The organism is Sodalis sp. RH20, assembly GCF_047324205.1.
Taxonomy (GTDB): Bacteria; Pseudomonadota; Gammaproteobacteria; order Enterobacterales; family Enterobacteriaceae; genus Acerihabitans.
Genome location: NZ_CP178733.1, coordinates 4,728,472 through 4,753,905 on the forward strand (window position 1 = coordinate 4,728,472; position 25,434 = coordinate 4,753,905).

Annotated in this window: 18 protein-coding genes, 2 tRNA genes and 3 rRNA genes; 17 read left to right on the forward strand and 6 right to left on the reverse strand. The window is 53.6% G+C overall.

Features of this window, described 5'->3' with window-relative positions:
- Positions 1–119: 119 nt before the first annotated feature.
- The 3 genes from mobA (at position 120) to ACL2XM_RS21555 (ending at position 4,011) form a co-directional block, all read left to right on the forward strand.
- Positions 120–695, forward strand: coding sequence for a molybdenum cofactor guanylyltransferase MobA (gene mobA / locus ACL2XM_RS21545; protein ID WP_410016671.1), 576 nt, complete (start codon positions 120–122; stop codon positions 693–695).
- Positions 696–705: 10 nt separating this feature from the next.
- Complete coding sequence (gene mobB / locus ACL2XM_RS21550) at positions 706–1,239, forward strand: molybdopterin-guanine dinucleotide biosynthesis protein MobB (protein WP_410012828.1); 534 nt, start codon at positions 706–708, stop codon at positions 1,237–1,239.
- A gap of 525 nt (positions 1,240–1,764) precedes the next feature.
- Positions 1,765–4,011: an inverse autotransporter beta domain-containing protein gene (locus ACL2XM_RS21555; RefSeq protein ID WP_413721767.1), complete on the forward strand. Its 2,247-nt coding sequence runs from the start codon at positions 1,765–1,767 to the stop codon at positions 4,009–4,011.
- 787 nt (positions 4,012–4,798) lie between these two features.
- Here the strand turns inward: ACL2XM_RS21555 and rrf are convergent.
- Both rrf and ACL2XM_RS21565 read right to left on the reverse strand, forming a co-directional pair.
- Positions 4,799–4,914, reverse strand: a 5S ribosomal RNA gene (rrf, locus tag ACL2XM_RS21560).
- Positions 4,915–5,040: 126 nt separating this feature from the next.
- Positions 5,041–8,033 (reverse strand): 23S ribosomal RNA (locus ACL2XM_RS21565).
- A gap of 66 nt (positions 8,034–8,099) precedes the next feature.
- Between ACL2XM_RS21565 and ACL2XM_RS21570 the strand changes: the two genes are divergently transcribed.
- The gene (locus ACL2XM_RS21570; protein ID WP_413731572.1) at positions 8,100–8,318 is read left to right on the forward strand and encodes a hypothetical protein; all 219 of its coding nucleotides are present in this window, start codon (positions 8,100–8,102) and stop codon (positions 8,316–8,318) included.
- Between the two features lie 61 nt (positions 8,319–8,379).
- On the opposite strand, the gene ACL2XM_RS21575 is transcribed toward ACL2XM_RS21570, so the two are convergent.
- From ACL2XM_RS21575 to ACL2XM_RS21585, 3 genes are all read right to left on the reverse strand, one after another.
- Positions 8,380–8,455: transfer RNA gene (locus tag ACL2XM_RS21575), tRNA-Ala, on the reverse strand.
- Between the two features lie 190 nt (positions 8,456–8,645).
- Positions 8,646–8,722, reverse strand: a tRNA-Ile gene (locus tag ACL2XM_RS21580).
- A 74-nt stretch (positions 8,723–8,796) separates the two neighbouring features.
- Positions 8,797–10,339, reverse strand: a 16S ribosomal RNA gene (locus tag ACL2XM_RS21585).
- Together the 16S, 23S and 5S rRNA genes with 2 tRNA genes alongside form the textbook arrangement of a ribosomal RNA operon.
- Positions 10,340–10,806: 467 nt before the next feature.
- Here ACL2XM_RS21585 and ACL2XM_RS21590 point away from each other — a divergent pair.
- A complete protein-coding gene (locus tag ACL2XM_RS21590; RefSeq protein ID WP_410012830.1) occupies positions 10,807–11,496 on the forward strand; it encodes a FadR/GntR family transcriptional regulator in 690 nt (229 codons plus the stop codon).
- A gap of 91 nt (positions 11,497–11,587) precedes the next feature.
- Here the strand turns inward: ACL2XM_RS21590 and kup are convergent, their stop codons facing one another.
- On the reverse strand, positions 11,588–13,456 hold the full coding sequence (gene kup / locus ACL2XM_RS21595; protein WP_410012831.1) for a low affinity potassium transporter Kup: 1,869 nt from the start codon (positions 13,454–13,456) through the stop codon (positions 11,588–11,590).
- A gap of 240 nt (positions 13,457–13,696) precedes the next feature.
- Between kup and ravA the strand changes: the two genes are divergently transcribed.
- The 12 genes from ravA (at position 13,697) to atpA (ending at position 25,404) form a co-directional block, all read left to right on the forward strand.
- Positions 13,697–15,196 carry an ATPase RavA gene (gene ravA, locus ACL2XM_RS21600; protein WP_413721766.1) on the forward strand — a complete coding sequence of 500 codons (1,500 nt, stop codon included), beginning with the start codon at positions 13,697–13,699 and terminating at the stop codon, positions 15,194–15,196.
- A gap of 6 nt (positions 15,197–15,202) precedes the next feature.
- Positions 15,203–16,654: an ATPase RavA stimulator ViaA gene (gene viaA / locus ACL2XM_RS21605; RefSeq protein WP_413731574.1), complete on the forward strand. Its 1,452-nt coding sequence runs from the start codon at positions 15,203–15,205 to the stop codon at positions 16,652–16,654.
- Between the two features lie 43 nt (positions 16,655–16,697).
- Positions 16,698–17,159: a transcriptional regulator AsnC gene (asnC, locus tag ACL2XM_RS21610; protein ID WP_410012834.1), complete on the forward strand. Its 462-nt coding sequence runs from the start codon at positions 16,698–16,700 to the stop codon at positions 17,157–17,159.
- 89 nt (positions 17,160–17,248) lie between these two features.
- A complete protein-coding gene (mioC, locus tag ACL2XM_RS21615; RefSeq protein WP_413721764.1) occupies positions 17,249–17,707 on the forward strand; it encodes an FMN-binding protein MioC in 459 nt (152 codons plus the stop codon).
- Between the two features lie 374 nt (positions 17,708–18,081).
- Positions 18,082–19,971, forward strand: a complete 1,890-nt coding sequence (mnmG, locus tag ACL2XM_RS21620) for a tRNA uridine-5-carboxymethylaminomethyl(34) synthesis enzyme MnmG (RefSeq protein WP_410012836.1) — start codon at positions 18,082–18,084, stop codon at positions 19,969–19,971.
- Positions 19,972–20,013: 42 nt separating this feature from the next.
- A complete protein-coding gene (gene rsmG, locus ACL2XM_RS21625; protein ID WP_413723521.1) occupies positions 20,014–20,634 on the forward strand; it encodes a 16S rRNA (guanine(527)-N(7))-methyltransferase RsmG in 621 nt (206 codons plus the stop codon).
- Between the two features lie 634 nt (positions 20,635–21,268).
- Positions 21,269–21,649: a F0F1 ATP synthase subunit I gene (gene atpI, locus ACL2XM_RS21630; RefSeq protein ID WP_410012837.1), complete on the forward strand. Its 381-nt coding sequence runs from the start codon at positions 21,269–21,271 to the stop codon at positions 21,647–21,649.
- A gap of 8 nt (positions 21,650–21,657) precedes the next feature.
- On the forward strand, positions 21,658–22,479 hold the full coding sequence (atpB, locus tag ACL2XM_RS21635) for a F0F1 ATP synthase subunit A (RefSeq protein ID WP_410012838.1): 822 nt from the start codon (positions 21,658–21,660) through the stop codon (positions 22,477–22,479).
- Between the two features lie 49 nt (positions 22,480–22,528).
- A complete protein-coding gene (gene atpE / locus ACL2XM_RS21640; protein WP_132924133.1) occupies positions 22,529–22,768 on the forward strand; it encodes a F0F1 ATP synthase subunit C in 240 nt (79 codons plus the stop codon).
- 63 nt (positions 22,769–22,831) lie between these two features.
- Entirely contained in the window at positions 22,832–23,302 is a 471-nt protein-coding gene (gene atpF / locus ACL2XM_RS21645; RefSeq protein ID WP_410012839.1) for a F0F1 ATP synthase subunit B, read from the forward strand.
- Positions 23,303–23,316: 14 nt separating this feature from the next.
- A complete protein-coding gene (gene atpH / locus ACL2XM_RS21650; RefSeq protein WP_410012840.1) occupies positions 23,317–23,850 on the forward strand; it encodes a F0F1 ATP synthase subunit delta in 534 nt (177 codons plus the stop codon).
- A 12-nt stretch (positions 23,851–23,862) separates the two neighbouring features.
- Positions 23,863–25,404, forward strand: coding sequence for a F0F1 ATP synthase subunit alpha (gene atpA, locus ACL2XM_RS21655; RefSeq protein WP_410012841.1), 1,542 nt, complete (start codon positions 23,863–23,865; stop codon positions 25,402–25,404).
- Positions 25,405–25,434: the final 30 nt, after the last annotated feature.

Genomic DNA, 25,434 nt, shown 5'->3' on the forward strand with positions numbered 1-25,434 from the left:
GTGTTAATGTATCAAGATCCACCAGGCAGGATAAACATGATTGTTCTGTAACATGTGAAACATTGTATCTTAATATGTGAGCCTGCCTATCAATGATTAGGCTTTGGAGGAGAGTTATTATAAAAGCGGACATCACAGGCGTAATCCTGGCCGGCGGCCAAGCAACACGTATGGCCGGCAAAGACAAAGGGTTGGTTATGGTCAATCAAATCCCCCTTTATCGCTATGTCCTGGACGGCCTGGCGCCCCAGGTCGGTACCGTGCTGCTTAACGCCAACCGCAATATCGCTCTCTACCGGCAAAGCGGGTTGCGGGTTGTGAGCGATAGCATGCCCGGTTATCCCGGACCGCTTGCCGGCATGCTGGCGGGGTTACAAGCAGCGCCGACCCAATGGGTGGTGTTCGCCCCTTGCGATGTGCCGGTTTTCCCGGGGGATTTAGTGCAACGGTTATGGGATGGTAAGCGGGAAGCTCTTGCCGCCTTTGCCAGCGCAGGAGGGCGGGAACATCCGGCTTTTGCGCTGCTCCACCGGGTATTGATTTCTCAGCTGGAGGCCTTCCTGGCGCAGGGAGAACGCAAGGTAATGTTGTTTTTTAACCGCATCGCCGCCGAAAGAGTGATATTCCCGGTGAAAAACCCGAATTTCCATAATCTCAATACCCCCCTTGACGTGCAGAACTGGGTAAAAACCTAAGGACTATTTTATGTCGCATGCCGTTCCCCCTTTGTTGGCGTTTACCGCCTTCAGCGGCACTGGAAAGACCACCTTGCTGACCCAGCTCATTCCCCGGCTTAACCAGGCCGGCATACGCGTGGGCATCATCAAGCACACCCATCATAACGTGGATGTCGATACACCCGGGAAAGACAGCTATGAACTGCGTAAGGCAGGCGCGAGGCAAACCATGGTGGCAAGCGAGGCGCGCTGGGCGTTGATGACCGAAACACCGGACCTGGCGATGCCGACATTACCCTGGCTGGCCGGTCAAATGGACAGCGGGCTTATCGATGTGATCCTGGTCGAAGGGTTCAAAGACGAGCCGGTGCCTAAAATCGCCCTGTTTCGCCAGGATACCGGCAAAGAGTGGCGGCCATTGATTGACGGCCATGTCATTGCCGTGGCCTGCGACGTGCAGATTGACGTCAACCTGCCGCTGCTGGATATCAACCAACCCGATGCTATCGCGATTTTTATCGCCAACTGGCTGCGTGTACAGCAGCAGTCCGGCGTAGGTTGATTGGGCAACGCCGGCGCGAACGGCGCGCGAACGGCGATCCCGGACGCAGACGGATGGGGCATTGAAATCCCTTTTAAATAAGTTTTAAGAGTGGATTGGATTTTCATCACTTGCCTAAAAAAGATATTTCTTCAAATAAGTTATCAACTGTTTATATAGATTAAATTACAATCATCAGGTCAAGACGAGAATTATCATCGTTTCATTCAGATAAATCGTATTTTAAAAAATCCCAAGATGGCTTTATAACAGGCCATCGAGGGATGAGTTTATTTTTATTTATTATACTGGTCCCGGCATGCCGATGGGGGCATTTCCTTGATCGTGCCTGTTTTGCTGCTAAGCGGCCCTGAAAGGAGCGAACCTGTGTTTTAATCATAGATTAAATAATCATTAAACATGCAGTGAAGCCTGCCAGAGAAAACTGATTATTCATTCTCTTTTAATTTATAACTTCCTGCATATAAATATAATCATGTGGCAGTATTGGCAACTGCTTGAAATATTTACTTTACGGCATTATATATGATTTATACAAAATGGCACGTTACCGTTATTAGTATAGCGGCCTTGTTGGCCGGCTGTTTTTCAACTGACAAAAAAAAGGAACTTAAAAAAACCAGCACCCATAAAGGCGAAGATATTACCATCAGGGAAAAATTACCCCAACCCAATTTTAACGACCATACATTACATGAATCTTTACTATCAATCCCTTCGCTCAATGAAAATGCCCTTTCCTCCAAGGACAACACGACAGCCCCGCGCGTTAAACACGGAACGCCGTCTGGCACCTCGGCAGTCAATTTGCCAATAAAACACAATTTATTGACTGGCGCCTCATTTGATTTCCTGGTGCCCTTGACAAACAGGGACGAGCGGATGCTCTTCAGCCAGCTCGGTATAAGACGGCATAATGCCAAAAGTATCATCAATATTGGTGTGGGGCAGCGTCATTTTTTCGAGAGCTGGATGCTGGGATATAACGCCTTTTACGACGCGCAAATCTCAGGCAATCATCATCAACGGGCAGGTATCGGATTTGAAGTCTGGGGAGATAATATTAAGCTTGCGGCTAACGGCTATTATCGCCTGTCGGATTGGAAAACGTCTTCATTACTCACAGGTACCAAGGAACGCGCCGCGAATGGTTTTGATCTTGTAGCGGAGACGTTTTTACCGGCATACCCCCAGGTGGGCGCCAAAGTAAAATATGAGCGCTATTTCGGCGCTGAGGTCGTAACCCTCAGCCGCAATGAACGGTATCGAAACCCCTCGGCGCTTACCGCGGGCTTGACCTATTCTCCGGTACCGCTGATTACATTTGGCGCGGATCATGCGCGTTGGAATAATGGCAAAACAGAGGGTAAAGCCAATCTTTCATTAAATTATCATTTTAATGTACCTTTAGCAAAACAGCTGGATCCGCATTATACGCCGCTGCGGCGCAGCCTGGCCGGCAGCCGATTGGATGTTGTGGCGCGTAATAATAATATTGTGCTTGAGTATCAGCGCAGGGAACAAATTCATTTCCAGCTACCCACGGAGCTGAGCGGGGTTGAAGGCGAACGAAAACACATTAATTTTAGGGTCTCGGCTAAACATGATATTAGCCGTATTGAATGGGACGACAGCGCGCTGAAGCCTGCAGGGGGTCAAGTCGTTACCCTCAACAATAATGCTTACCAGGTACAATTTCCGGACTTCAGCAGCCATGGTACCAACCAGTATGTCGTCTCAGCCGTTGCGTATGATAAGCGGGGAAATGCGTCAAATCGCAGTGAGATGACCATAAACACCGAGCCCTACCCGTGGCGTCAGCTTAACGAACAAAATACCGCAGATGAGAGCAAGATGGTTATATCAACGCAGGATAATATAAATCAACCTGAGATTATCCAGCCTATAGTTAATCCGGGCGGAAATGAAAAAAAGGATGTGAAGTCAGTGTCTTCACAGACAGATGATGATGGCATCCCCGATGACACTAGCGATATTAATAGTGATATGAGCGACAGAGGAAAAAAGAATTCTAAGTCAGTGTCTTCACAGACAGATGATGATGGCATCCCCACTGACACTAGCGATATTAATAGTGATATGAGCGACAGAGGAAAAAATAATTCTAAGTCAGTGTCTTCACAGACAGATGATGATGGCATCCCCACTGACGCTAGCGATATTAATAGTGATATGAGCGACAGAGGAAAAAATAATTCTAAGTCAGTGTCTTCACAGACAGAAGATAATGGAATCGCCACTGACACTAGCGGTACCAATGGTTCGCCGCCACCGCCGCCGCCGCCACCACCGCCGCCTTTCAATAGTGAATCCAAGGAAAGGCGAATTCTCAAAAAAAGCTCTGGGCAACAGCCACCGCACCGGCCGGAGATAACATTGGATGTTATTCAGAAAGCGCGGGAGGGGTTAAGAAAAGTATCGGGGCAGCCCAGTAATTTCTCGAATGAACATCATGACCAATTGGGGCGGCAACCGTCTGAGCATGATTTACTTTCTAAAATTAAAGCCTCAGTGCCCCAGGTGCTTAAAAAGGATATTCCATCAAATGAGTCAAAAGATCCTTCTCACTCCGCAAAAAAACTTGATGAAAGTCTTATTGAAACACTTGCTCGCCGTCGAGGACATGTAATTGGTGATAAAAATGAAGATATTGATGATAAACATAATGGTGATGAAGTTAGTACTGAGGTTATTTCCGCGACGCAGGTGGACGCTAATAAACCAATATTTGTTCAACCGATAATAGTATAAAATACGTCAGGCCAGCCAGATGCTATTTTATTACCAATGGGTACCCTTTTGCCCTGCTGGCTTGCCTGTTTTATCGCTATGAAAAAGCCCTCTGTTTGCACAGAGGGCTTCGTCAATGGGATGCCTGACAGTTGATGCCTGACTGCGCCAGGCACCCTGCGGGCCGTCGCCTGCGGCTCCGTTCCACCGGCGTTGCCGGGGGTCCTACTCTCTTACTCGAGTAGCGAACCGCCAGGGTTACGGACATGAAAAAGCCCTCTGTTTTCTTTGAGGGCTTCGTCAATGGGATGCCTGGCAGTTGATGTCCGCCTGCGGCGGCCACCCTGCGGGCCGCCGCAAGCGGCGTTCAACAGGCTCCGCCTGTTGTCCTGCTCTCTGACTCGAGTAGCGAACTGCCAGGGTTACGCACATGAAAAAGCCCTCTGTTTTCTTTGAGGGCTTCGTCAATGGGATGCCTGGCAGTGGATGCCTGACTGCGTCAGGCACCCTGCGGGCCGTCGCCTGCGGCTCCGTTCCACCGGCGTTGCCGGTGGTCCTACTCTCTTACTCGAGTAGCGAACTGCCAGGGTTACGCACATGAAAAAGCCCTCTGTTTTCTTTGAGGGCTTCGTCAATGGGATGCCTGGCAGTGGATGCCTGACTGCGTCAGGCACCCTGCGGGCCGTCGCCTGCGGCTCCGTTCCACCGGCGTTGCCGGTGGTCCTACTCTCTTACTCGAGTAGCGAACCGCCAGGGTTACGGACATGAAAAAGCCCTCTGTTCTCACAGAGGGCTTCGTCAATTGGATGCCTGGCAGTTCCCTACTCTCGCATGGGGAGACCCCACACTACCATCGGCGCTACGGCGTTTCACTGCTGAGTTCGGCATGGGGTCAGGTGGGACCACCGCGCTAGTGCCGCCAGGCAAATTCGTTTACCAACCGTCATCCTGTTACTGATGACCATCGGCCTTTATCCGGAACTTCGCTGAAAATTCTCTCGCCACCCCTCGGGGCAACGCTCTCTTCGCGTCAAACACTTTAGGTGTTGTAAGGTTAAGCCTCACGGGTCATTAGTATCGGTTAGCTCAACGCATCGCTGCGCTTACACACCCGACCTATCAACGTCATCGTCTTTAACGTCCCTTCAGGTGGCTTAAAGCCACAGGGAAGACTCATCTCGAGGCAAGTTTCCCGCTTAGATGCTTTCAGCGGTTATCTCTTCCGCACGTAGCTACCGGGCAATGCCATTGGCATGACAACCCGAACACCAGTGGTGCGTCCACTCCGGTCCTCTCGTACTAGGAGCAGCCCCTCTCAATCTTCCAACGCCCACGGCAGATAGGGACCGAACTGTCTCACGACGTTCTAAACCCAGCTCGCGTACCACTTTAAATGGCGAACAGCCATACCCTTGGGACCTACTTCAGCCCCAGGATGTGATGAGCCGACATCGAGGTGCCAAACACCGCCGTCGATATGAACTCTTGGGCGGTATCAGCCTGTTATCCCCGGAGTACCTTTTATCCGTTGAGCGATGGCCCTTCCATTCAGAACCACCGGATCACTAAGACCTGCTTTCGCACCTGCTCGAGCCGTCACTCTCGCAGTCAAGCTAGCTTATGCCTTTGCACTAACCTCACGATGTCCGACCGTGATTAGCTAACCTTCGTGCTCCTCCGTTACTCTTTAGGAGGAGACCGCCCCAGTCAAACTACCCACCAGACACTGTCCTCGACCCGGATTACGGGCCGGAGTTAGAACATCAAACATTAAAGGGTGGTATTTCAAGGTTGGCTCCATGCAGACTGGCGTCCACACTTCAAAGCCTCCCACCTATCCTACACATCAAGGCTCAATGTTCAGTGTCAAGCTATAGTAAAGGTTCACGGGGTCTTTCCGTCTTGCCGCGGGTACACTGCATCTTCACAGCGAGTTCAATTTCACTGAGTCTCGGGTGGAGACAGCCTGGCCATCATTACGCCATTCGTGCAGGTCGGAACTTACCCGACAAGGAATTTCGCTACCTTAGGACCGTTATAGTTACGGCCGCCGTTTACCGGGGCTTCGATCAAGAGCTTCTCCTTGCGGATAACCCCATCAATTAACCTTCCGGCACCGGGCAGGCGTCACACCGTATACGTCCACTTTCGTGTTTGCACAGTGCTGTGTTTTTAATAAACAGTTGCAGCCAGCTGGTATCTGCGACTGGCTTCAGCTCGGGGAGCAAGTCCCTCCACCTAATGCCAGCGTGCCTTCTCCCGAAGTTACGGCACCATTTTGCCTAGTTCCTTCACCCGAGTTCTCTCAAGCGCCTTGGTATTCTCTACCTGACCACCTGTGTCGGTTTGGGGTACGATTCGATGTGACCTGGAGCTTAGAGGCTTTTCCTGGAAGCGTAGCATCAATTCCTTCACCACCGTAGTGGCTCGTTATCACGCCTCAGTGTTGAATGAAAGAGCGGATTTACCTGCTCTTTCCACCTTCACGCTTAAACCGGGACAACCGTCGCCCGGCGAACCTAGCTTTCTCCGTCCCCCCTTCGCAGTCACACCCAGTACAGGAATATTAACCTGTTTCCCATCGACTACGCCTTTCGGCCTCGCCTTAGGGGTCGACTCACCCTGCCCCGATTAACGTTGGACAGGAACCCTTGGTCTTCCGGCGAGCGGGCTTTTCACCCGCTTTATCGTTACTTATGTCAGCATTCGCACTTCTGATACCTCCAGCAACCCTCACAGGCCACCTTCGCAGGCTTACAGAACGCTCCCCTACCCAACGGACATATCCTTAAGCCAACTCGACGTGATGAACGCATTGACGTCGCTGCGCTCCGTCAATCGTTTTCCGTACAATTGTCTTAAGTGATATGTCCGCTGCCGCAGCTTCGGTGCATGGTTTAGCCCCGTTACATCTTCCGCGCAGGCCGACTCGACCAGTGAGCTATTACGCTTTCTTTAAATGATGGCTGCTTCTAAGCCAACATCCTGGCTGTCTGTGCCTTCCCACATCGTTTCCCACTTAACCATGACTTTGGGACCTTAGCTGGCGGTCTGGGTTGTTTCCCTCTTCACGACGGACGTTAGCACCCGCCGTGTGTCTCCCGTGGTAACATTCTTCGGTATTCGCAGTTTGCATCGGGTTGGTAATCCGGGGTGGACCCCTAGCCGAAACAGTGCTCTACCCCCGAAGATGAATTCACGAGGCGCTACCTAAATAGCTTTCGGGGAGAACCAGCTATCTCCCGGTTTGATTGGCCTTTCACCCCCAGCCACAAGTCATCCGCTAATTTTTCAACATTAGTCGGTTCGGTCCTCCAGTTAGTGTTACCCAACCTTCAACCTGCCCATGGCTAGATCACCGGGTTTCGGGTCTATACCCTGCAACTTAACGCCCAGTTAAGACTCGGTTTCCCTACGGCTCCCCTATTCGGTTAACCTTGCTACAGAATATAAGTCGCTGACCCATTATACAAAAGGTACGCAGTCACCCTGATAAATCAAGGCTCCCACTGCTTGTACGTACACGGTTTCAGGTTCTATTTCACTCCCCTCGCCGGGGTTCTTTTCGCCTTTCCCTCACGGTACTGGTTCACTATCGGTCAGTCAGGAGTATTTAGCCTTGGAGGATGGTCCCCCCATCTTCAGACAGGATATCACGTGTCCCGCCCTACTCATCGAGCTCACAGCACTTGCACCTTCGGATACGGGGCTATCACCCTGTGTTGCCGGACTTTCCAGACCGTTCTCCTGATGCAGGCGCTGATGGTGACTCTGGGCTGTTCCCCGTTCGCTCGCCGCTACTAGGGGAATCTCGGTTGATTTCTTTTCCTCGGGGTACTGAGATGTTTCAGTTCCCCCGGTTCGCCTCAATACGCTATGGATTCACGTAATGATAGTGCAACGAATTGCACTGGGTTTCCCCATTCGGACATCGCCGGCTGATAGCGCTTCATATCAGCTCACCGGCGCATTTCGCGGATTAGCACGTCCTTCATCGCCTCTGACTGCCTAGGCATCCACCGTGTACGCTTATTCACTTAACCTCACAACCCTAAAGTGTCTTCGGAATGGCTGCGAAAGGTCCCTGCCGGTGTTGCGCGGTGCTCGCCATGCTCATGGACATACAGTCCACTCCGCTGGCTGCGCGCCGTGCGCCTTGGCCGGGACTTTCTCGCTCATTCCTCAACAAGGGCGCCATCGACACGGCGACCTTATTAGGTTTGCTTGCTTTGAGAGAATCGCATACTGATTTTGCTCAGCATGTTTTTTTCAAATTTTCAGCTTGTTCCGGATTGTTAAAGAGCATGTATTTCGCAGCATACTCATAAGAGTGTGCTCTGAAATAAATAAGAAAAACCAGACAATCTTACCACCCATCCCATCAGGAAATGGTGGAGCTAAGCGGGATCGAACCGCTGACCCCCTGCGTGCAAAGCAGGTGCTCTCCCAGCTGAGCTATAGCCCCAAGTCGTTTAACCTTTTAACATCAACCAGACTCTTTCCCGCACTGAAATTGCTGTGCATCAATTAAGCTACAAAGCAATGGCATTTAGAAAGGAGAACAACTTGATAGCCCATTCGTTTCCAGGCAAGGCGTGGGGTCACGAAGTTTATTGAAATAAACGAGTGGCGCCGCAACGCAGCATGGGAAGGAATGGTAGGCCTGAGTGGACTCGAACCACCGACCTCACCCTTATCAGGGGTGCGCTCTAACCACCTGAGCTACAAGCCTATAGAAGGTTTTTCTTGCTCGTTACAGTTATCAGACAATCTGTGTGGACACTACACAATTAGTATCTATTTCGGTAAGGAGGTGATCCAACCGCAGGTTCCCCTACGGTTACCTTGTTACGACTTCACCCCAGTCATGAATCACAAAGTGGTAAGCGCCCTCCCGAAGGTTAAGCTACCTACTTCTTTTGCAACCCACTCCCATGGTGTGACGGGCGGTGTGTACAAGGCCCGGGAACGTATTCACCGTGGCATTCTGATCCACGATTACTAGCGATTCCGACTTCATGGAGTCGAGTTGCAGACTCCAATCCGGACTACGACGCACTTTGTGAGGTCCGCTTACTCTCGCGAGTTCGCTTCTCTTTGTATGCGCCATTGTAGCACGTGTGTAGCCCTACTCGTAAGGGCCATGATGACTTGACGTCATCCCCACCTTCCTCCGGTTTGTCACCGGCAGTCTCCTTTGAGTTCCCGACATTACTCGCTGGCAACAAAGGATAAGGGTTGCGCTCGTTGCGGGACTTAACCCAACATTTCACAACACGAGCTGACGACAGCCATGCAGCACCTGTCTCAGAGTTCCCGAAGGCACATTCGCATCTCTGCAAACTTCTCTGGATGTCAAGAGTAGGTAAGGTTCTTCGCGTTGCATCGAATTAAACCACATGCTCCACCGCTTGTGCGGGCCCCCGTCAATTCATTTGAGTTTTAACCTTGCGGCCGTACTCCCCAGGCGGTCGATTTAACGCGTTAGCTCCGAAAGCCACGGCTCAAGGCCACAACCTTCAAATCGACATCGTTTACAGCGTGGACTACCAGGGTATCTAATCCTGTTTGCTCCCCACGCTTTCGTACCTGAGCGTCAGTCTTCGTCCAGGGGGCCGCCTTCGCCACCGGTATTCCTCCAGATCTCTACGCATTTCACCGCTACACCTGGAATTCTACCCCCCTCTACGAGACTCTAGCCTGCCAGTTTCAAATGCAGTTCCCGGGTTAAGCCCGGGGATTTCACATCTGACTTAACAGACCGCCTGCGTACGCTTTACGCCCAGTAATTCCGATTAACGCTCGCACCCTCCGTATTACCGCGGCTGCTGGCACGGAGTTAGCCGGTGCTTCTTCTGCGGGTAACGTCAATCGACAAGGTTATTAACCTTGTCGCCTTCCTCCCCGCTGAAAGTGCTTTACAACCCGAAGGCCTTCTTCACACACGCGGCATGGCTGCATCAGGCTTGCGCCCATTGTGCAATATTCCCCACTGCTGCCTCCCGTAGGAGTCTGGACCGTGTCTCAGTTCCAGTGTGGCTGGTCATCCTCTCAGACCAGCTAGGGATCGTCGCCTAGGTGAGCCATTACCTCACCTACTAGCTAATCCCATCTGGGTTCATCCGATGGCGTGAGGCCCGAAGGTCCCCCACTTTGGTCTTGCGACGTTATGCGGTATTAGCTACCGTTTCCAGTAGTTATCCCCCACCATCAGGCAGATCCCCAGACATTACTCACCCGTCCGCCGCTCGCCGGCAAAGTAGCAAGCTACTTCCCGCTGCCGCTCGACTTGCATGTGTTAGGCCTGCCGCCAGCGTTCAATCTGAGCCATGATCAAACTCTTCAATTAAAAGCTTGATGCTCAAAGATTGTCATACTGTTAATCTTATGAATTAACTGTTTGTTCACTCTTCAAGACTTGGTATTTTGTGTTTCGATACGGTCTTGTGAGTGCCCACACAGATTGTCTGATAAATTGTTAAAGAGCATGGCCAGCGTGCATTAATCTCACCTGGCGCGGGTTGCGTATATTACGTTTTCCCGCTGAAGAGTCAAGCTTTTATTTGCCCGTACCGGGCGCTTTTCCCTTCCCGACCCGGCATCGCGTTAGCGTTTGTTCCCGGTCAGTGGAGGCGCATTATAGGGACTTTCCCCAGCCTGACAAGGGTTAATTGGTAAAAATAAGCCAATCGGTTTATTTTTCAGCAAATCTTGGATAAATTCAGGGATCGGGACTGCATTTACGACATTTACCCCGCCATATGCCCGTGCGCAGGCATAATATAGAGTCAATTAAAACACATGGGACGGGACGCGATGCATTTGACACCGCAACAACAAGCCGCACAACGAAACCTTTCCTATATTCTGGCCGAGAAGCTGGGACAACGCATCCTGGCGGGAGAATATGCCGCCGGCGACATTTTGCCGGGTGAAATTGAGCTGGGCGATCTGTTTGGCGTCAGCCGTACCGCGGTCAGGGAGGCGGTGAAAATATTGGCGGCAAAAGGCATGCTCTTGCCCCGGCCGCGTATCGGCACGCGCGTCTTACCGCGCCACCAGTGGAATTTTCTGGATCAGGAATTACTAGGGTGGTGGGTCACCCGCGAGAATTTTGACGGCGTGATGGATCACTTCCTGGTCATGCGCACCAGCCTTGAGCCGCAGGCCTGCGCGCTGGCGGCGGTGAATGCCACCGATGAGGAAAAAAACAGGCTGGTGATGCTGATGGAGGAGATGCAGTTGCTGCATGCGCATTTTGACCGTGAACGCTGGATACACGTCGATGCCCAGTTCCACCGGCATATCTATGAAATCAGCGGCAATCCATTCCTTTCATCTTTTGCCAATCTGTTCAGTTCCATCTATCAGAACTATTTTCGCGCCATCGTCAGCGATGAAAACGTGAAGGCCGACCCGCACCAGGCTATCGTGGATGCCATTCTGGCCGGCGATTCGCGGGAGGCGATGGCGGCCTGCCAGCGGCTGCTGGCAGGAAACGATTAGTCAGCGGCGCAAGACGGCAAGCGGCCCCCGCGCCGCCGTTAACAAACGGCCTGCCGGGCTGGCTCGCCTGGAGTACAGATCAGCCGGCGACTTAGATTTCCACCTGGGTGCCCAGCTCGATAACCCGGTTAGGTGGAATCAGGTATTGATCGGGCGCACGCAGGGCGTTGCGGCTTAAGGCGATGAACAGCTTGCCCCTCACCAGCAGATACCAGGGGCGTTTACCCAGGATCAGCGATTCGTGGGACATAAAGAAAGAGGTCTCCATCATCCGGCACGACAGCCCTTCCAGGCCGCAGCGATGGAAAATTTCCTCCATATCCGGCGTTTCTTTAAAGCCGTAGCTCGCAACCACCCGCCAGAAGGTCGGCGAAAGCTGCTCGATGGTGACGCGCCGCACATTGTGTACAAATGGCGCGTCTTCGGTGCGCAGCGTCAACAGCACCACGCGTTCGTGCAGCACCTTGTTGTGCTTGAGATTGTGCAGTAGCGCAAAAGGAATGACGTTCATCGCCCGCGACATAAATACCGCCGTGCCCGCTACCCTGACCGGCGGCGATTTTTCCAGCGAGGCGATCAGCGCCTCCAGGGAATTGCCGTGCTCATGCATCCTGCGCAACAGCCGGAAGCGTTCGCTCTTCCAGGTGGTCATGACGATAAACATCAGGAAACCCAGCAGCAGCGGCAGCCAGCCGCCGGAGAAAATCTTCAGGGCGTTGGCGGCGAACATGGGAATATCCATGCCCAGCAGCAATATCAGCAATACCAACACCAGCAAACGGTTCCAATGCCAGTTTTTTATGGCGACGGTGCAGGACAGGATGCTGGTCAGCACCATGGTGCCGGTAACCGCGATACCGTACGCCGCCGCCAGATTGCTGGAATGCTCGAAGCTCATGATCACCAGCACCACGGCAACATACAGCAGCCAGTTAATAAAGGGGATATAGATCTGGCCGGATTCCATCTCGGAAGTATGGACGATGCGCATCGGCGGCAGGTAACCCAGGCGCACCGCCTGTCGGGTGAGGGAAAAGACGCCGGATATCACCGCCTGGGAGGCAATCACCGTGGCGAGGGTGGCCAATATCAATAAGGGAATCAGCGCCCAGTCCGGCGCCAGCAAAAAGAAAGGGTTCTTGATGGCGGCGGGGTATTTCAGCAATAACGCGCCCTGGCCGAAATAGTTTAATACCAGCGAGGGCAGAACCGCGCTGAACCAGGCGATACGGATCGGCAGCTTGCCGAAATGGCCCATATCGGCATACAGCGCTTCCACGCCGGTAATCGACAACACCACCGCGCCAAGGGCAAAAAACGAAATGGTTTTATATTGAATAAAAAAGCTTACCGCCCATTTGGGATTGAGGGCGTACAGCACTTCGGGATTGTCCATGATGCCGCGCGCGCCCAACACCGCCAGGGCCAGAAACCACACCACCATGACCGGCGCGAACAATTTGCCTATGCCGCCGGTGCCTTTTTTCTGGATAAGGAACAGCAGCGTCAGGACAGCTACGGATAAGGGGACGATATAGGCATCAAGCGACGGCGCGGCGATTTGCAGCCCTTCAATGGCCGACAACACCGAGATGGCCGGCGTAATCACAACCTCGCCGTAAAAGAAACTGCCGCCGATAAGCCCCATGATAACCAGCACCGAGGTCATGCGCGCCGACGTATTCCTGCCGGCCAGCGACATCAGGGTTAAAATACCGCCTTCCCCGGCGTTATCCGCCCGCATGACGAAAGACAGGTATTTGAAGGAAACAATAAGGATCAGCAGCCAGAAGATGAGCGACAGGAAACCAAGCACCGCGCCCCGTTCAACGCCGAAACCATAGTGCCCTGCCAGGCATTCTCTGAGGGTATATAGAGGACTTGTGCCGATATCTCCATAAACCACGCCGATAGCGGCCAATGTTACCGCCGATAGGGATTGCTTATTCTCTCTACTCATAACCTCTTTCGCGCTGTAATGTATCCGTAGCGTTTGGTGGGCTTAATCCATAGCTCATCAAAAAGCGCACAGTATGCATGAAACTAGCAGAATACCTAATCTAATATCATCTTTCTTCGCATCGATATCAGCCCGTCGGGAAGAAATGACCCTGCCTCCCGCCTGTTTTCAGTCCTATCATTATAAAAAGCGGTAGTTTATTGTTGCGTCATCATAATTACTCGGGATCAGACATTTATTATGGCTCATTCATCCCCGCTGGTTGAGAGAATTTATCGCCTGAGCAGCGCGCTGGAAAGCGGGCTGTACGAACGGCAGCATACCGTGCGCCTGTGCCTGCTGGCGGCGTTATGCGGCGAAAGCGTGTTTTTATTGGGTCCGCCCGGCATCGCCAAAAGTCTTATCGCGCGCCGTCTTAAACTGGCGTTCAGCCATGCGCGGGCCTTTGATTATCTGATGACGCGCTTTTCCACACCGGAAGAAGTGTTCGGCCCCCTGTCCATCCAGGCCCTGAAAGAAGACGGGCGTTACCATCGCCTGACCAAAGGCTACCTGCCGGAGGCGGAAATTGTCTTTCTTGATGAAATATGGAAAGCCGGACCGGCCATTTTGAATACCCTGCTGACGGCCATTAACGAGCGGCGTTTTCGCAACGGCGATACCGAGCAGGTATTGCCGATGCGGCTGCTGATAACCGCGTCCAATGAACTCCCGGATAATGACAGCGGCCTGGAAGCCCTGTATGACCGTATGCTGATCCGTTTGTGGCTGCATAAGGTCAAAGAGAAAGCCAATTTCCACGCGTTGCTGATTCACACGGCTGATAGCGGGGAGCAGGCTTTACCCGACGGCCTGGGCGTTACCGACGAAGAATATCTGGCATGGCAGCCGAAAATAGATCTCATCAGCCTGCCGGCGGAATGTTTTGAATTGATTTACCTGCTGCGCCAGCGCCTGGATGCCGTGACTCAGGCGCCTTATGTCTCCGACCGGCGGTGGAAAAAAGCGTTGCGCCTGCTGCGGGCAAGCGCGTTTTTCAGCGACCGGCAGGCCATCGCCCCGATAGACATCATCTTGTTAAAGGATTGCCTGTGGCACGATCCGGACAGTCTGCAACTGGTGGAACGCCAGGTTGAATTGTTGCTTATCGAGCAAGGCTATCAACAGCAAACCATGCTGTTGAAAATCCAGGATATACAGCGGGAAAGCCTGGCGCACCGTCGCCGGCAAAACCAACGGCAGGCCCTGGCGTTCGAGTCGCGCAAAGGATTGATAAATCGTAAACCGGTCTATTCCCTGCCCGCAGCGATAACCGACGGCACCCTGCGGCTGGTATTGCAAACACCGCTGGTATTGCATGACGTCAACGTGACCCATATCGCCGTCGAGCGTGAGGCGCTGCGACAGTGGCTGCTTAAAGATACGGTTTTAAAAGGGCGGCTCAATAATATCGGCTTTGCCCAGCCCCTGGAGGTACGCATCAACGCCGAGCGACAGCTGGAAATATTGGATATCAGCCGGCAAGCCTCGCTATTGGCGCTGGAGGAGCAACTCCCGCCGGCGGCACCGCCGCAAGCGCTGCAAGAGGCGTTGGCCTTGGTGGAGAGGCAGTATCGCCAGCAGCGCGCCCGGTTCAGCGAACAGCAAGCCTGTCTGTTCATCCCGCGCGATTGGGTGGCTAAAATAGAAGATAGCCTGCTGGAAGTGTCCCGCCAGCTCGCGCAAGCCGGACAAGGTTAACCCATCATGCTGGCCTTGAGCACTCTGGATTTATTTTTATCCATCAACGAAGGCGAGCTGCTGGACGATTTTATCCTGACGCTGCTTGCCAGCCCGCAGTTAGCCGTGTTCATGGAAAAATACCCGCTGTTCAAAACCGTTTTGCTCAAGCGCATGCCGGTTATCCGGCAACGTTTGGCACGGGTATTGATGGAAACCCGGGTTTCATCCGAACTGGCCACGGAGTTTTACCACTTCCAACACTGCCAACTGCTATCGCCAGGCGAGTTCAGGGACGCGCTTACCCCCACCCTGGAACTGCTGCAGCGGCTTTCCTCGCCTTTTTATCCGGAGGCCGCAAGCCTGGCCGCGGCGGCGACCTTTGCCCGGGCGCGCCCGCAGGAAAGCTTTCATCCCCTGTTTTTACAGCGCTGGCGCATCGACCTGACGCTGAGGGCGGTCACCCTGCACCATCAGTTGCTGGATACGGAACGCGAGCTGCTGCTTGACGAGCTCGCGCAGCAGCTGGCGCCCCTGATGGCGGAAAACGAAGCCGCGGCCGGACGTTTGTGGGACATGGCCGCCGCGCAAAGGCAGCAGCAGGATTACCGCCAGTTGGTCCATTACGGCGAGTTTTTACGTCGGCAACCGGAATTACGCCGGCTGGCCGAAAGCTTGGGACGCAGCCGGGAAGCCCACGCCGCCGCCGCTCCCGAGGCGCCGCAGCAATGGATGCGGCTGCGGGTGCGCGAACCCATGGTACAACCCGAGGAAGTCGGCGGTATTCACCAAAGCGACGATCTGTTGCGGTTGCTGCCCACCGAGCTGGCAACACTGGGTATTGATGAATTGGAGTATGAATTCTACCGGCGGTTGCTGGAGAAACGCTTGCTGACCTATCGCCTGCAGGGCGAGGGCTGGCGGGAGCGGGTGGTAAAACAGTCGGCGCAGGGCGAGCAGCGGCAACCGCAGCCGCGGGGGCCGTTTATCGTCTGCGTCGATACGTCCGGTTCGATGGGCGGATTTAACGAGCAATGCGCAAAGGCGTTCTGCCTGGCGCTGATGCGTATTGCGCTGGCGGATAACCGGCGCTGCTATATTACGCTGTTCTCCACCGGCATGGTCAGCTATGAGCTTAGCGCCCTATCCGGGCTGGAACAGGCGATCCGTTTTCTCGGCCAGCGCTTTAGCGGCGGCACCGACTTGACCGCCTGCATCGCCGCCCTGGCCGATCGGCTGGATACGCCCGAGTGGCGGGACGCGGACGCGGTAGTGATCTCCGATTTTATCGCCCAGCGTTTGCCGGACAACCTGGCCGCCAGGATAAAACAGCAGCGGCAGCGGCAGCTTCAGCGGTTTCATGCCGTTGCGCTGTCGTCCCTGGGAAAACCGGGTATCCTGAAGATATTCGATCATATCTGGCGCTTCGATACCGGCCTGAAAAACCGTTTGCTACGACGCTGGCGCCGTCAGGACTGACCGCCGGCAGCAGGGGTCGCCTGTTGTCACCAAAGAGGAAATAATGCCGGAAAATTATCAGATAGATGCGCTCGATCGCGCCATTTTGCAGGCGCTGATGGCCAATGCCCGTACCGCCTATGCCGAGCTTGCCAAGCAATTAGCGGTCAGCGCCGGCACCATTCATGTGCGGGTGGAGAAAATGAAGCAGGCGGGTATTATTACCGGCGCCCGGGTAGACGTCAGCGCCAAGCACCTGGGTTATGACGTCTGCTGCTTTATCGGCATCATTCTCAAGAGCGCCAAGGACTACCCGTCGGCGCTGAAAAAACTCGATGCGCTGGAGGAAGTGGTGGAAGCCTATTACACCACGGGGCATTACAGCATTTTTATCAAAGTCATGTGCCGCTCCATCGATGCCTTGCAGGAAGTACTTATCAACAAGATCCAGACCATTGATGAAATCCAATCCACGGAAACGCTGATCTCGCTGCAAAACCCCATCAGCCGTACGATCGTCCCCTGACGGCAAATTGTTATACCCCTATTGTCCACAGGTAGATCCCAGGCGATACACAGCGTACAATATCGGCTCTTTGATCAGACGGAAAGAATATGGCCGATATAACGATCGTCAGTGGCAGCACCCTGGGCAGCGCCGAATACGTGGCGGAACACCTTGCCGGTATTCTTGAAAATCAGGGATTTACCGCCACTGTGCTGCACGGTCCCGAATTGGAAGAGATGGCTCTGGAAGGCCTGTGGCTGATCGTATCCTCGACCCACGGCGCCGGGGATCTGCCGGATAATTTGCAGCCGCTGTTTGAACAACTGGAAACCGAGCAGCCGTCGCTGGCCAATGTTAGATATGGCGCGGTCGGCATCGGCAGCAGTGAATACGATACCTTTTGCGGGGCGATCGATGCTATCGATCGTCACATGATCGCGCGCGGCGCGGTGCGCATCGGCGAAATATTAAAGATCGATATCACGCAACATGAAATTCCCGAGGATCCGGCGGAAGAATGGGCGGAAAGCTGGATCGACTTAATAAAAACTAAAAAAGATCGCTGATTTTTTGTGTATAAGTATGCTTAAAACCCGCCTATAACCGGTATTTATCCACTGTATAACCCTTGTGCGTTTTTCAATCAGTGGATAAGTACCGATCTTGATCCCAGCTTATACCGTTTGGGATCACCGATCATTCACAGCAAACGATCGTCGACAACGATCTGATATTGCGGCTGTTTAAAGGCTTATCCACAGAGGATCGCGATCATAGTAGTAGACATAATAAAGAGATCTTTAAATAAAAAGATCTTTCTTTAATTACCTGCGGATCCCCAGGGCTTGTATCACCCGCAAAGTTGAGTAGAATCCACTTTCCCAACCGCCCTTGACGATCGTTCGCCCCAGGCGATGGCCCCATGCGAGGAAGAGTTATCATGTTTTATCCCGATCAATTTGACGTCATCATCATCGGTGGCGGCCATGCCGGCACCGAAGCTGCCATGGCGGCGGCCAGGATGGGCCGCAAGACCCTGCTGTTGACGCATAATATTGATACGCTTGGACAAATGTCCTGTAATCCGGCAATCGGCGGGATAGGCAAAGGCCATTTGGTCAAGGAAATCGACGCCATGGGCGGCCTGATGGCCAAGGCGATCGACCTGGCGGGGATACAGTTTAGGATACTAAACGCCAGCAAAGGGCCGGCGGTGCGCGCCACCCGTGCCCAGGCGGATCGGCTGCTGTATCGCCTGGCGATCCGAACCGCATTGGAGAACCAGCCCAACCTGATGATCTTCCAGCAGGCGGTGGAAGATCTTATCGTCGAAAACGATCGCGTGGTCGGGGCGGTGACCCAGATGGGCCTGAAATTCAGGGCCAGGGCGGTGGTACTGACCGTCGGGACTTTCCTGGACGGCAAGATCCACATCGGCATGGATCATTACAGCGGTGGCCGGGCGGGCGATCCGCCGTCGATCTCATTGTCCAAACGTCTGCGTGAGCTGCCGTTCCGGGTAAAACGCCTGAAAACCGGCACCCCGCCGCGCCTGGACGCCAGAACCATCGACTTCAGCCAGCTGGCGACCCAGCAGGGCGATGTGCCGTTACCGGTATTCTCGTTTATGGGCTCGGTTGAACAGCATCCGCGCCAGGTGCCTTGTTATATTACCTACACCAATGAGAACACCCATGAGGTGATCCGGCAGAACCTGGATCGCAGCCCGATGTACGCCGGCGTCATCGAAGGCGTGGGACCGCGCTATTGTCCTTCCATCGAAGACAAGGTCATGCGTTTTGCCGATCGCGACTCCCATCAGATTTTCCTTGAACCTGAAGGGCTGACCAGCAATGAAGTTTATCCCAACGGTATTTCCACCAGCCTGCCGTTTGATGTGCAGATGAAAATCGTGCATTCGATGAAAGGACTGGAAAACGCCGCCATCGTTCGGCCCGGCTATGCCATCGAGTATGATTTTTTTGATCCGCGCGATTTGAAGCAGACGCTTGAGAGCAAATACATTGCCGGATTATTCTTCGCCGGGCAGATCAACGGCACCACCGGCTACGAAGAAGCCGCCGCCCAGGGCATGCTGGCGGGCATCAACGCCGGCCGCCTGGCCAATGACCAGGAAGGGTGGTTCCCACGCCGCGATCAGGCCTATCTGGGCGTGCTGGTGGATGATCTTTGCACCCTGGGCACCAAGGAACCCTATCGTATGTTTACCTCGCGCGCTGAATACCGGCTGCTGCTGCGCGAGGATAACGCGGATTTACGCCTGACCGAAACCGGCCGGCAGCTGGGGCTGGTGGACGATGAGCGTTGGGCGCGCTTTAGCGAGAAACTGGACAATATCGAGCGGGAGCGCCAGCGCCTGCGCGACGTCTGGGTTAATCCCCGCACCGCCGAGGTTGAACAGATCAACCTGCTGCTTAAGGCGCCTTTGTCACGCGAAGCCAGCGGCGAAGAACTACTCAGGCGTCCGGAGATGACTTACGGCGTCCTGACCGGGCTACCGATGTTTTCGCCCGCGCTTACCGATCCGCAGGCGGCGGAGCAGGTGGAAATCCAGATTAAATATGCGGGTTACATCACCCGTCAGCAGGAAGAGATCGACCGCCAGCTGCGTAATGAAAATACCCTGCTGCCGGCGGAGCTGGATTACCGGCAGGTATCAGGCTTGTCCAATGAAGCGATCGCCAAGCTTAACGATCACAAACCCAATTCCATTGGGCAGGCCTCACGCATTTCCGGCATCACCCCGGCGGCGATTTCCATTTTGCTGGTATGGCTGAAAAAGCAGGGCATGCTGCGCCGCAGCGCCTGAGATGACATGTCCGCCACCCCGCTTATTTTTAAGGATCCCGCCATGCTGGCCAAACTGGAAGTCTTACTCAACGCCGCCGGCATTGCGCTGCCCGATGGGCAAAAGCGGCAGCTGGTACGCTACGTTGAACTGCTGGATAAATGGAACAAGGCGTATAACCTGACGTCAGTGCGCGATCCAGCGCAAATGCTGATCCGCCATATTCTGGATAGCATCGTGGTCGATCCGCATCTGCGCGGCCGGCATTTTATCGATGTGGGCACCGGCGCCGGCTTGCCCGGCATTCCGCTGGCCATCGTCCGCCCCGATTCCCGCTTTACCCTGCTCGATAGCCTGGGCAAGCGCATTCGCTTCCTGCGCCAGGTGCAACACGAACTGCGGCTGGACAATATCGAACCGGTGCAGAGCCGGGTGGAGGACTATGCGCCGGTCATGGGTTTTGACGGCGTTATCAGCCGCGCCTTTGCTTCGGTGGGCGATATGCTGGCCTGGTGTCATCATTTGCCCGCCGTGCCGGCAGGCCGTTTTTATGCGCTGAAAGGGCAGGTGCCGGCGGAGGAATTGTCCGCGTTGCCGGAAAAATACGTGCTGGAATCAGTGATTACGCTGTCCGTGCCGCAATTGCAGGGCGAGCGGCATTTAGTGGTGATCGGGGTGCGTTAAATTTGTTTTTTATCAATAAAAGATTGAATAGAATTATCGCGGTTTTTGCCGGACGGCCGCATTTCCCGGCGGTGTAATTTCAAATCTCGGTTACTTAAATTTTACATTATTTTATCATATTGTATTGTCGCTCATTTAGTTCTAAGGCTAATAGTCACTGTGTAAAATATATGTGTCCAAAAATGTCAGTGATATTACCGCCGGCTTTGGCGGAGAATAAGCCGCCTCATCACACTCCGGCGCGATTGTGATGATATAAGGCTTTTTAAGGACACGTTAATATATAACTGTTTGAAAATTAATGTGTTTTTATAGTTATTTTAATCAGAGGCAAAAAAAGCCCGCCGACGAGCCATAAAAATTAGCGAACTATAACGTGATCAGACGCACAGTTTCAGAAGCAATAATTGCCCAAGCAGTATAAAGTTATGCATGGTATCATTCCCGCGCTTTAGCGGGGAAAACGGGTAAAACGAAGGAATTTAAATTATTGTTCACCTTTTCGCTACTTATGCATTGAATTCGTAGTGTCTACCCGTATAATTTGCACGTTTTTCGCTACTTGACTCATCGCGCTAAAGGCAGTTTTATACACCTTCAGCCTGACCGGAACAGGTATGGGGGAAGTGAAATAATGTCCTTTTCCCTCTACAGTGGGAAAGTTGCTGGAAAAGTGTTGTTTATCCAGTTATTGACGTTGGGCCTGCTGGGCGCGTTGTTCGCCTTGCGCAGCCCGCAGTGGGCCGCATCCGCCCTGGGCGGAGGATTGGCGGCCTGGCTGCCGAACGTGTTGTTTGTACTCTTTACCTGGCGCCATCAGGTGAAAGTTCCGGCCGCGGGGCGTGTTGCCTGGTCTTTTGCCATCGGAGAGGCGCTCAAGGTCGTCGCTACCATAGCTTTGCTTATCGTAGCGCTTGGGATGTTCAGGGCCGCGTTTGTTCCATTGGGCCTGACCTATTTATCGGTGCTGATTGTGCAGATATTGGCACCGGCCGTAATTAACAACAAAGGGTAAGAGGCATCATGTCTGCATCAGGAGAAATCTCTACTCCACAGGAATACATAGGCCACCACCTGAACAACCTTCAGTTGGACCTGCGTACTTTTGAACTGGTTAATCCCCATAACGGCCCGGCAACATTCTGGACGCTGAACATTGACTCCATGTTCTTTTCCGTTCTGCTCGGCGTGATTTTTATTACGATTTTCTCGCGCGTCGCCAGAAGGGCTACCAGCGGCGTTCCCGGTAAACTGCAGACGGCGGTTGAACTGATTATCGGGTTTGTCGACGGCAGCGTGCGGGATATGTTCCACGGTAAAAGCAAACTTATCGCGCCGCTGGCGCTGACCATCTTCGTCTGGGTTTTCCTGATGAACCTGATGGATTTGCTGCCTATCGATCTGCTGCCGACCATCGCCGAGCGTTATATGGGACTACCGGCGCTGCGCGTGGTGCCTTCCGCCGACGTGAATATCACCATATCCATGGCGCTGGGGGTCTTTATCCTCATTCTCATCTATAGCGTGCGGATGAAAGGGATCGGTGGTTTTGTCAAAGAACTCACCATGCAGCCGTTTAACCATTGGGCGTTTATACCCATCAACCTGATTCTCGAAGGCGTGAGCTTACTGTCCAAACCAGTTTCCTTAGGCCTTCGGTTGTTCGGCAATATGTATGCGGGTGAGTTGATCTTCATTCTGATTGCCGGTCTGTTACCGTGGTGGTCGCAGTGGATCCTGAATGTGCCCTGGGCCATTTTCCACATACTGATCATTACGTTGCAAGCCTTTATCTTTATGGTGCTGACGATTGTCTATCTAGCGATGGCGTCCGAAGAACACTGATATTTTTACAATACTGTTGCGTTTAATCTGAAACAAACTGGAGACTGTCATGGAAAACCTGAATCTCGATCTGCTGTACATGGCTGCCGCTGTGATGATGGGTCTGGCGGCAATCGGTGCTGCGATCGGTATCGGCATCCTGGGTGGTAAATTTTTGGAAGGTGCAGCGCGTCAGCCGGATCTGATCCCTCTGCTGCGTACTCAGTTCTTTATCGTTATGGGTCTGGTCGACGCCATCCCGATGATTGCCGTGGGTCTGGGACTGTACGTGATGTTTGCCGTAGCGTAGTGTGTAGCATTGCGTGAAATTAATACAACATCAAACCGTTAACTTTATAAGAGGCATTGTGCTGTGAATCTTAACGCAACAATCCTCGGCCAGGCCATCGCGTTCATCCTGTTTGTCCTGTTCTGCATGAAATACATATGGCCGCCGCTTATCGCAGCCATAGAGAAGCGTCAGAAAGAAATTGCTGATGGCCTCGCTTCTGCGGATCTGGCGAAAAAAGAGGTGGATATCGCGCAAGCCAATGCGACCGATCAACTGAAGAAGGCCAGAGCCGAAGCCCAGGCAATCATCGAGCAAGCCAACAAGCGCAAAGCTCAGATTATGGACGAAGCGAAAGCGGAAGCGGAAGACGAACGTAACAGAATCGTAGCGCAGGCTCAGGCAGAAATTCAGGCCGAAACCAAACGGGCTCGTGAAGAGCTGCGGAAACAGGTCGCGCTGCTGGCTTTAGCGGGTGCCGAGAAGATCATCGAACGTTCCGTGGATGAAGCTGCCAACAGCGACATCGTAGATAAACTGGTCGCTGAACTGTAGGGAGGGAGGGGCTGATGTCTGAATTAGTAACGGTAGCTCGCCCCTACGCCAAAGCAGCTTTTGACTTTGCCGTCGAGCATCAAAGCGTTGAACAGTGGCAGGCTATGCTGTCGTTTACCGCCGAGGTTAGCCGCAACGATCAGATGGCTGAACTGTTATCCGGTGCGGTTGCACCAGAAACACTGTCGGAAACGTTTATCGCGGTATGCGGCGATCAACTCGACCAGGCGGGCCAGAATCTTATCAAGGTCATGGCCGAAAACGGACGATTAGCAGTTTTGCCGGATGTGCTGGAACAGTTTATGGAGATGCGCGCCGCGCACGAATCGACTGTGGAAGTGGACGTCATTTCCGTAAGCCATCTAAAAGACGAGCAACTGGCGAAAATTACTGCCGCGATGGAACAACGTCTGTCACGCAAAGTTAAGCTGAATTGCAAAATTGATAAGTCTGTCATTGCCGGCGTGATTATTCGCGCGGGCGATATGGTGATAGACGGCAGCGTACGCGGTCGTCTCGAACGACTGGCAGACGTATTGCAGTCTTAAGGGGACTGGAGCATGCAACTGAATTCCACCGAAATCAGCGAACTGATCAAGCAGCGCATTGCTCAGTTCAATGTGGTGAGCGAAGCTCACAATGAAGGTACTATCGTTTCCGTGAGTGACGGGATTATCCGTATTCACGGCCTGGCCGAAGTCATGCAGGGTGAAATGATCGCCCTGCCGGGCAACCGCTTCGCTATCGCCCTGAACCTGGAACGCGACTCCGTCGGCGCCGTGGTGATGGGACCCTATGAAGATCTGGCCGAAGGCATGAAGGTCAAGTGCACCGGCCGCATTCTGGAAGTGCCGGTTGGCCGTGGCCTGCTGGGCCGCGTGGTCAACACGCTGGGCGCGCCCATCGATGGCAAGGGTCCGGTAGAGAACGACGGTTTTTCCGCCGTCGAGGCTATTGCGCCGGGCGTTATTGAACGCCAATCCGTGGATGAGCCGGTACAGACCGGTTATAAATCCGTGGATGCCATGATTCCCATCGGCCGCGGCCAGCGCGAGCTGATCATCGGCGACCGCCAGACCGGTAAATCGGCTCTGGCGATCGATGCGATTATCAATCAGCGCGAATCCGGCATCAAGTGCGTCTATGTCGCCATCGGCCAGAAAGCCTCCACCGTGGCGAACGTCGTGCGCAAGCTGGAAGAGCACGGCGCCCTGGCCAATACCATTGTCGTGGTTGCCACCGCGTCCGAATCCGCCGCCCTGCAATACCTGGCGCCGTATTCAGGCTGCGCCATGGGCGAGTATTTCCGCGATCGCGGCGAAGATGCGCTGATCATCTATGATGATTTGTCCAAACAAGCCGTGGCTTACCGTCAGATTTCCCTGTTGCTCCGTCGTCCGCCTGGACGTGAAGCCTATCCCGGGGACGTATTCTATCTTCACTCCCGTCTTCTGGAACGTGCGTCGCGCGTCAACGCCGAATACGTAGAAGCCTTTACCAAGGGTGAAGTGAAGGGCAAGACCGGCTCGCTGACCGCATTACCGATCATCGAAACCCAGGCGGGCGACGTTTCCGCGTTTGTTCCGACCAACGTGATTTCCATCACCGATGGCCAGATCTTCCTGGAATCAAGCCTGTTCAACGCCGGTATTCGTCCCGCCGTTAACCCCGGTATTTCCGTATCCCGTGTGGGCGGCGCAGCCCAGACGAAGATTATGAAAAAACTGTCGGGCGGTATTCGTACGGCTTTGGCTCAGTACCGTGAGCTGGCCGCGTTCTCCCAGTTTGCTTCCGATCTGGATGAAGCAACGCGTAAGCAGCTGAATCATGGACAAAAAGTGACCGAACTGTTGAAGCAGAAACAATATGCTCCCATGTCGGTATCGCAGCAGTCCCTGGTGTTGTTCGCCGCTGAACGTGGTTACCTGGAAGACATCGAACTGGCAAAGGTCGGCGACTTCGAGGCCGCGCTGCTGGCCTACGTAGACCGCGAGCAAGGCGATTTGATGCAACAAATCAACCAGACCGGCGCTTATAACGATGAAATCGAAGGCAAGCTGAAAGGCATCCTCGATAACTTCAAGGCAACCCAGTCCTGGTAACGCGCTATGGCCTGTTTCGGCAGGCCATGA

Bases quoted from the DNA above. Each gene is read 5' to 3' on its own strand.
- mobB (WP_410012828.1), top strand. From the start codon at position 706: ATGTCGCATGCCGTTCCCCCTTTGTTGGCGTTTACCGCCTTCAGCGGC.
- ACL2XM_RS21555 (WP_413721767.1), top strand. From the start codon at position 1,765: ATGATTTATACAAAATGGCACGTTACCGTTATTAGTATAGCGGCCTTG.
- ACL2XM_RS21570 (WP_413731572.1), top strand. From the start codon at position 8,100: ATGCTCATGGACATACAGTCCACTCCGCTGGCTGCGCGCCGTGCGCCT.
- ACL2XM_RS21590 (WP_410012830.1), top strand. From the start codon at position 10,807: ATGCATTTGACACCGCAACAACAAGCCGCACAACGAAACCTTTCCTAT.
- kup (WP_410012831.1), bottom strand. From the start codon at position 13,456: ATGAGTAGAGAGAATAAGCAATCCCTATCGGCGGTAACATTGGCCGCT.
- ravA (WP_413721766.1), top strand. From the start codon at position 13,697: ATGGCTCATTCATCCCCGCTGGTTGAGAGAATTTATCGCCTGAGCAGC.
- viaA (WP_413731574.1), top strand. From the start codon at position 15,203: ATGCTGGCCTTGAGCACTCTGGATTTATTTTTATCCATCAACGAAGGC.
- asnC (WP_410012834.1), top strand. From the start codon at position 16,698: ATGCCGGAAAATTATCAGATAGATGCGCTCGATCGCGCCATTTTGCAG.
- mioC (WP_413721764.1), top strand. From the start codon at position 17,249: ATGGCCGATATAACGATCGTCAGTGGCAGCACCCTGGGCAGCGCCGAA.
- mnmG (WP_410012836.1), top strand. From the start codon at position 18,082: ATGTTTTATCCCGATCAATTTGACGTCATCATCATCGGTGGCGGCCAT.
- rsmG (WP_413723521.1), top strand. From the start codon at position 20,014: ATGCTGGCCAAACTGGAAGTCTTACTCAACGCCGCCGGCATTGCGCTG.
- atpI (WP_410012837.1), top strand. From the start codon at position 21,269: ATGTCCTTTTCCCTCTACAGTGGGAAAGTTGCTGGAAAAGTGTTGTTT.
- atpB (WP_410012838.1), top strand. From the start codon at position 21,658: ATGTCTGCATCAGGAGAAATCTCTACTCCACAGGAATACATAGGCCAC.
- atpE (WP_132924133.1), top strand. From the start codon at position 22,529: ATGGAAAACCTGAATCTCGATCTGCTGTACATGGCTGCCGCTGTGATG.
- atpH (WP_410012840.1), top strand. From the start codon at position 23,317: ATGTCTGAATTAGTAACGGTAGCTCGCCCCTACGCCAAAGCAGCTTTT.
- atpA (WP_410012841.1), top strand. From the start codon at position 23,863: ATGCAACTGAATTCCACCGAAATCAGCGAACTGATCAAGCAGCGCATT.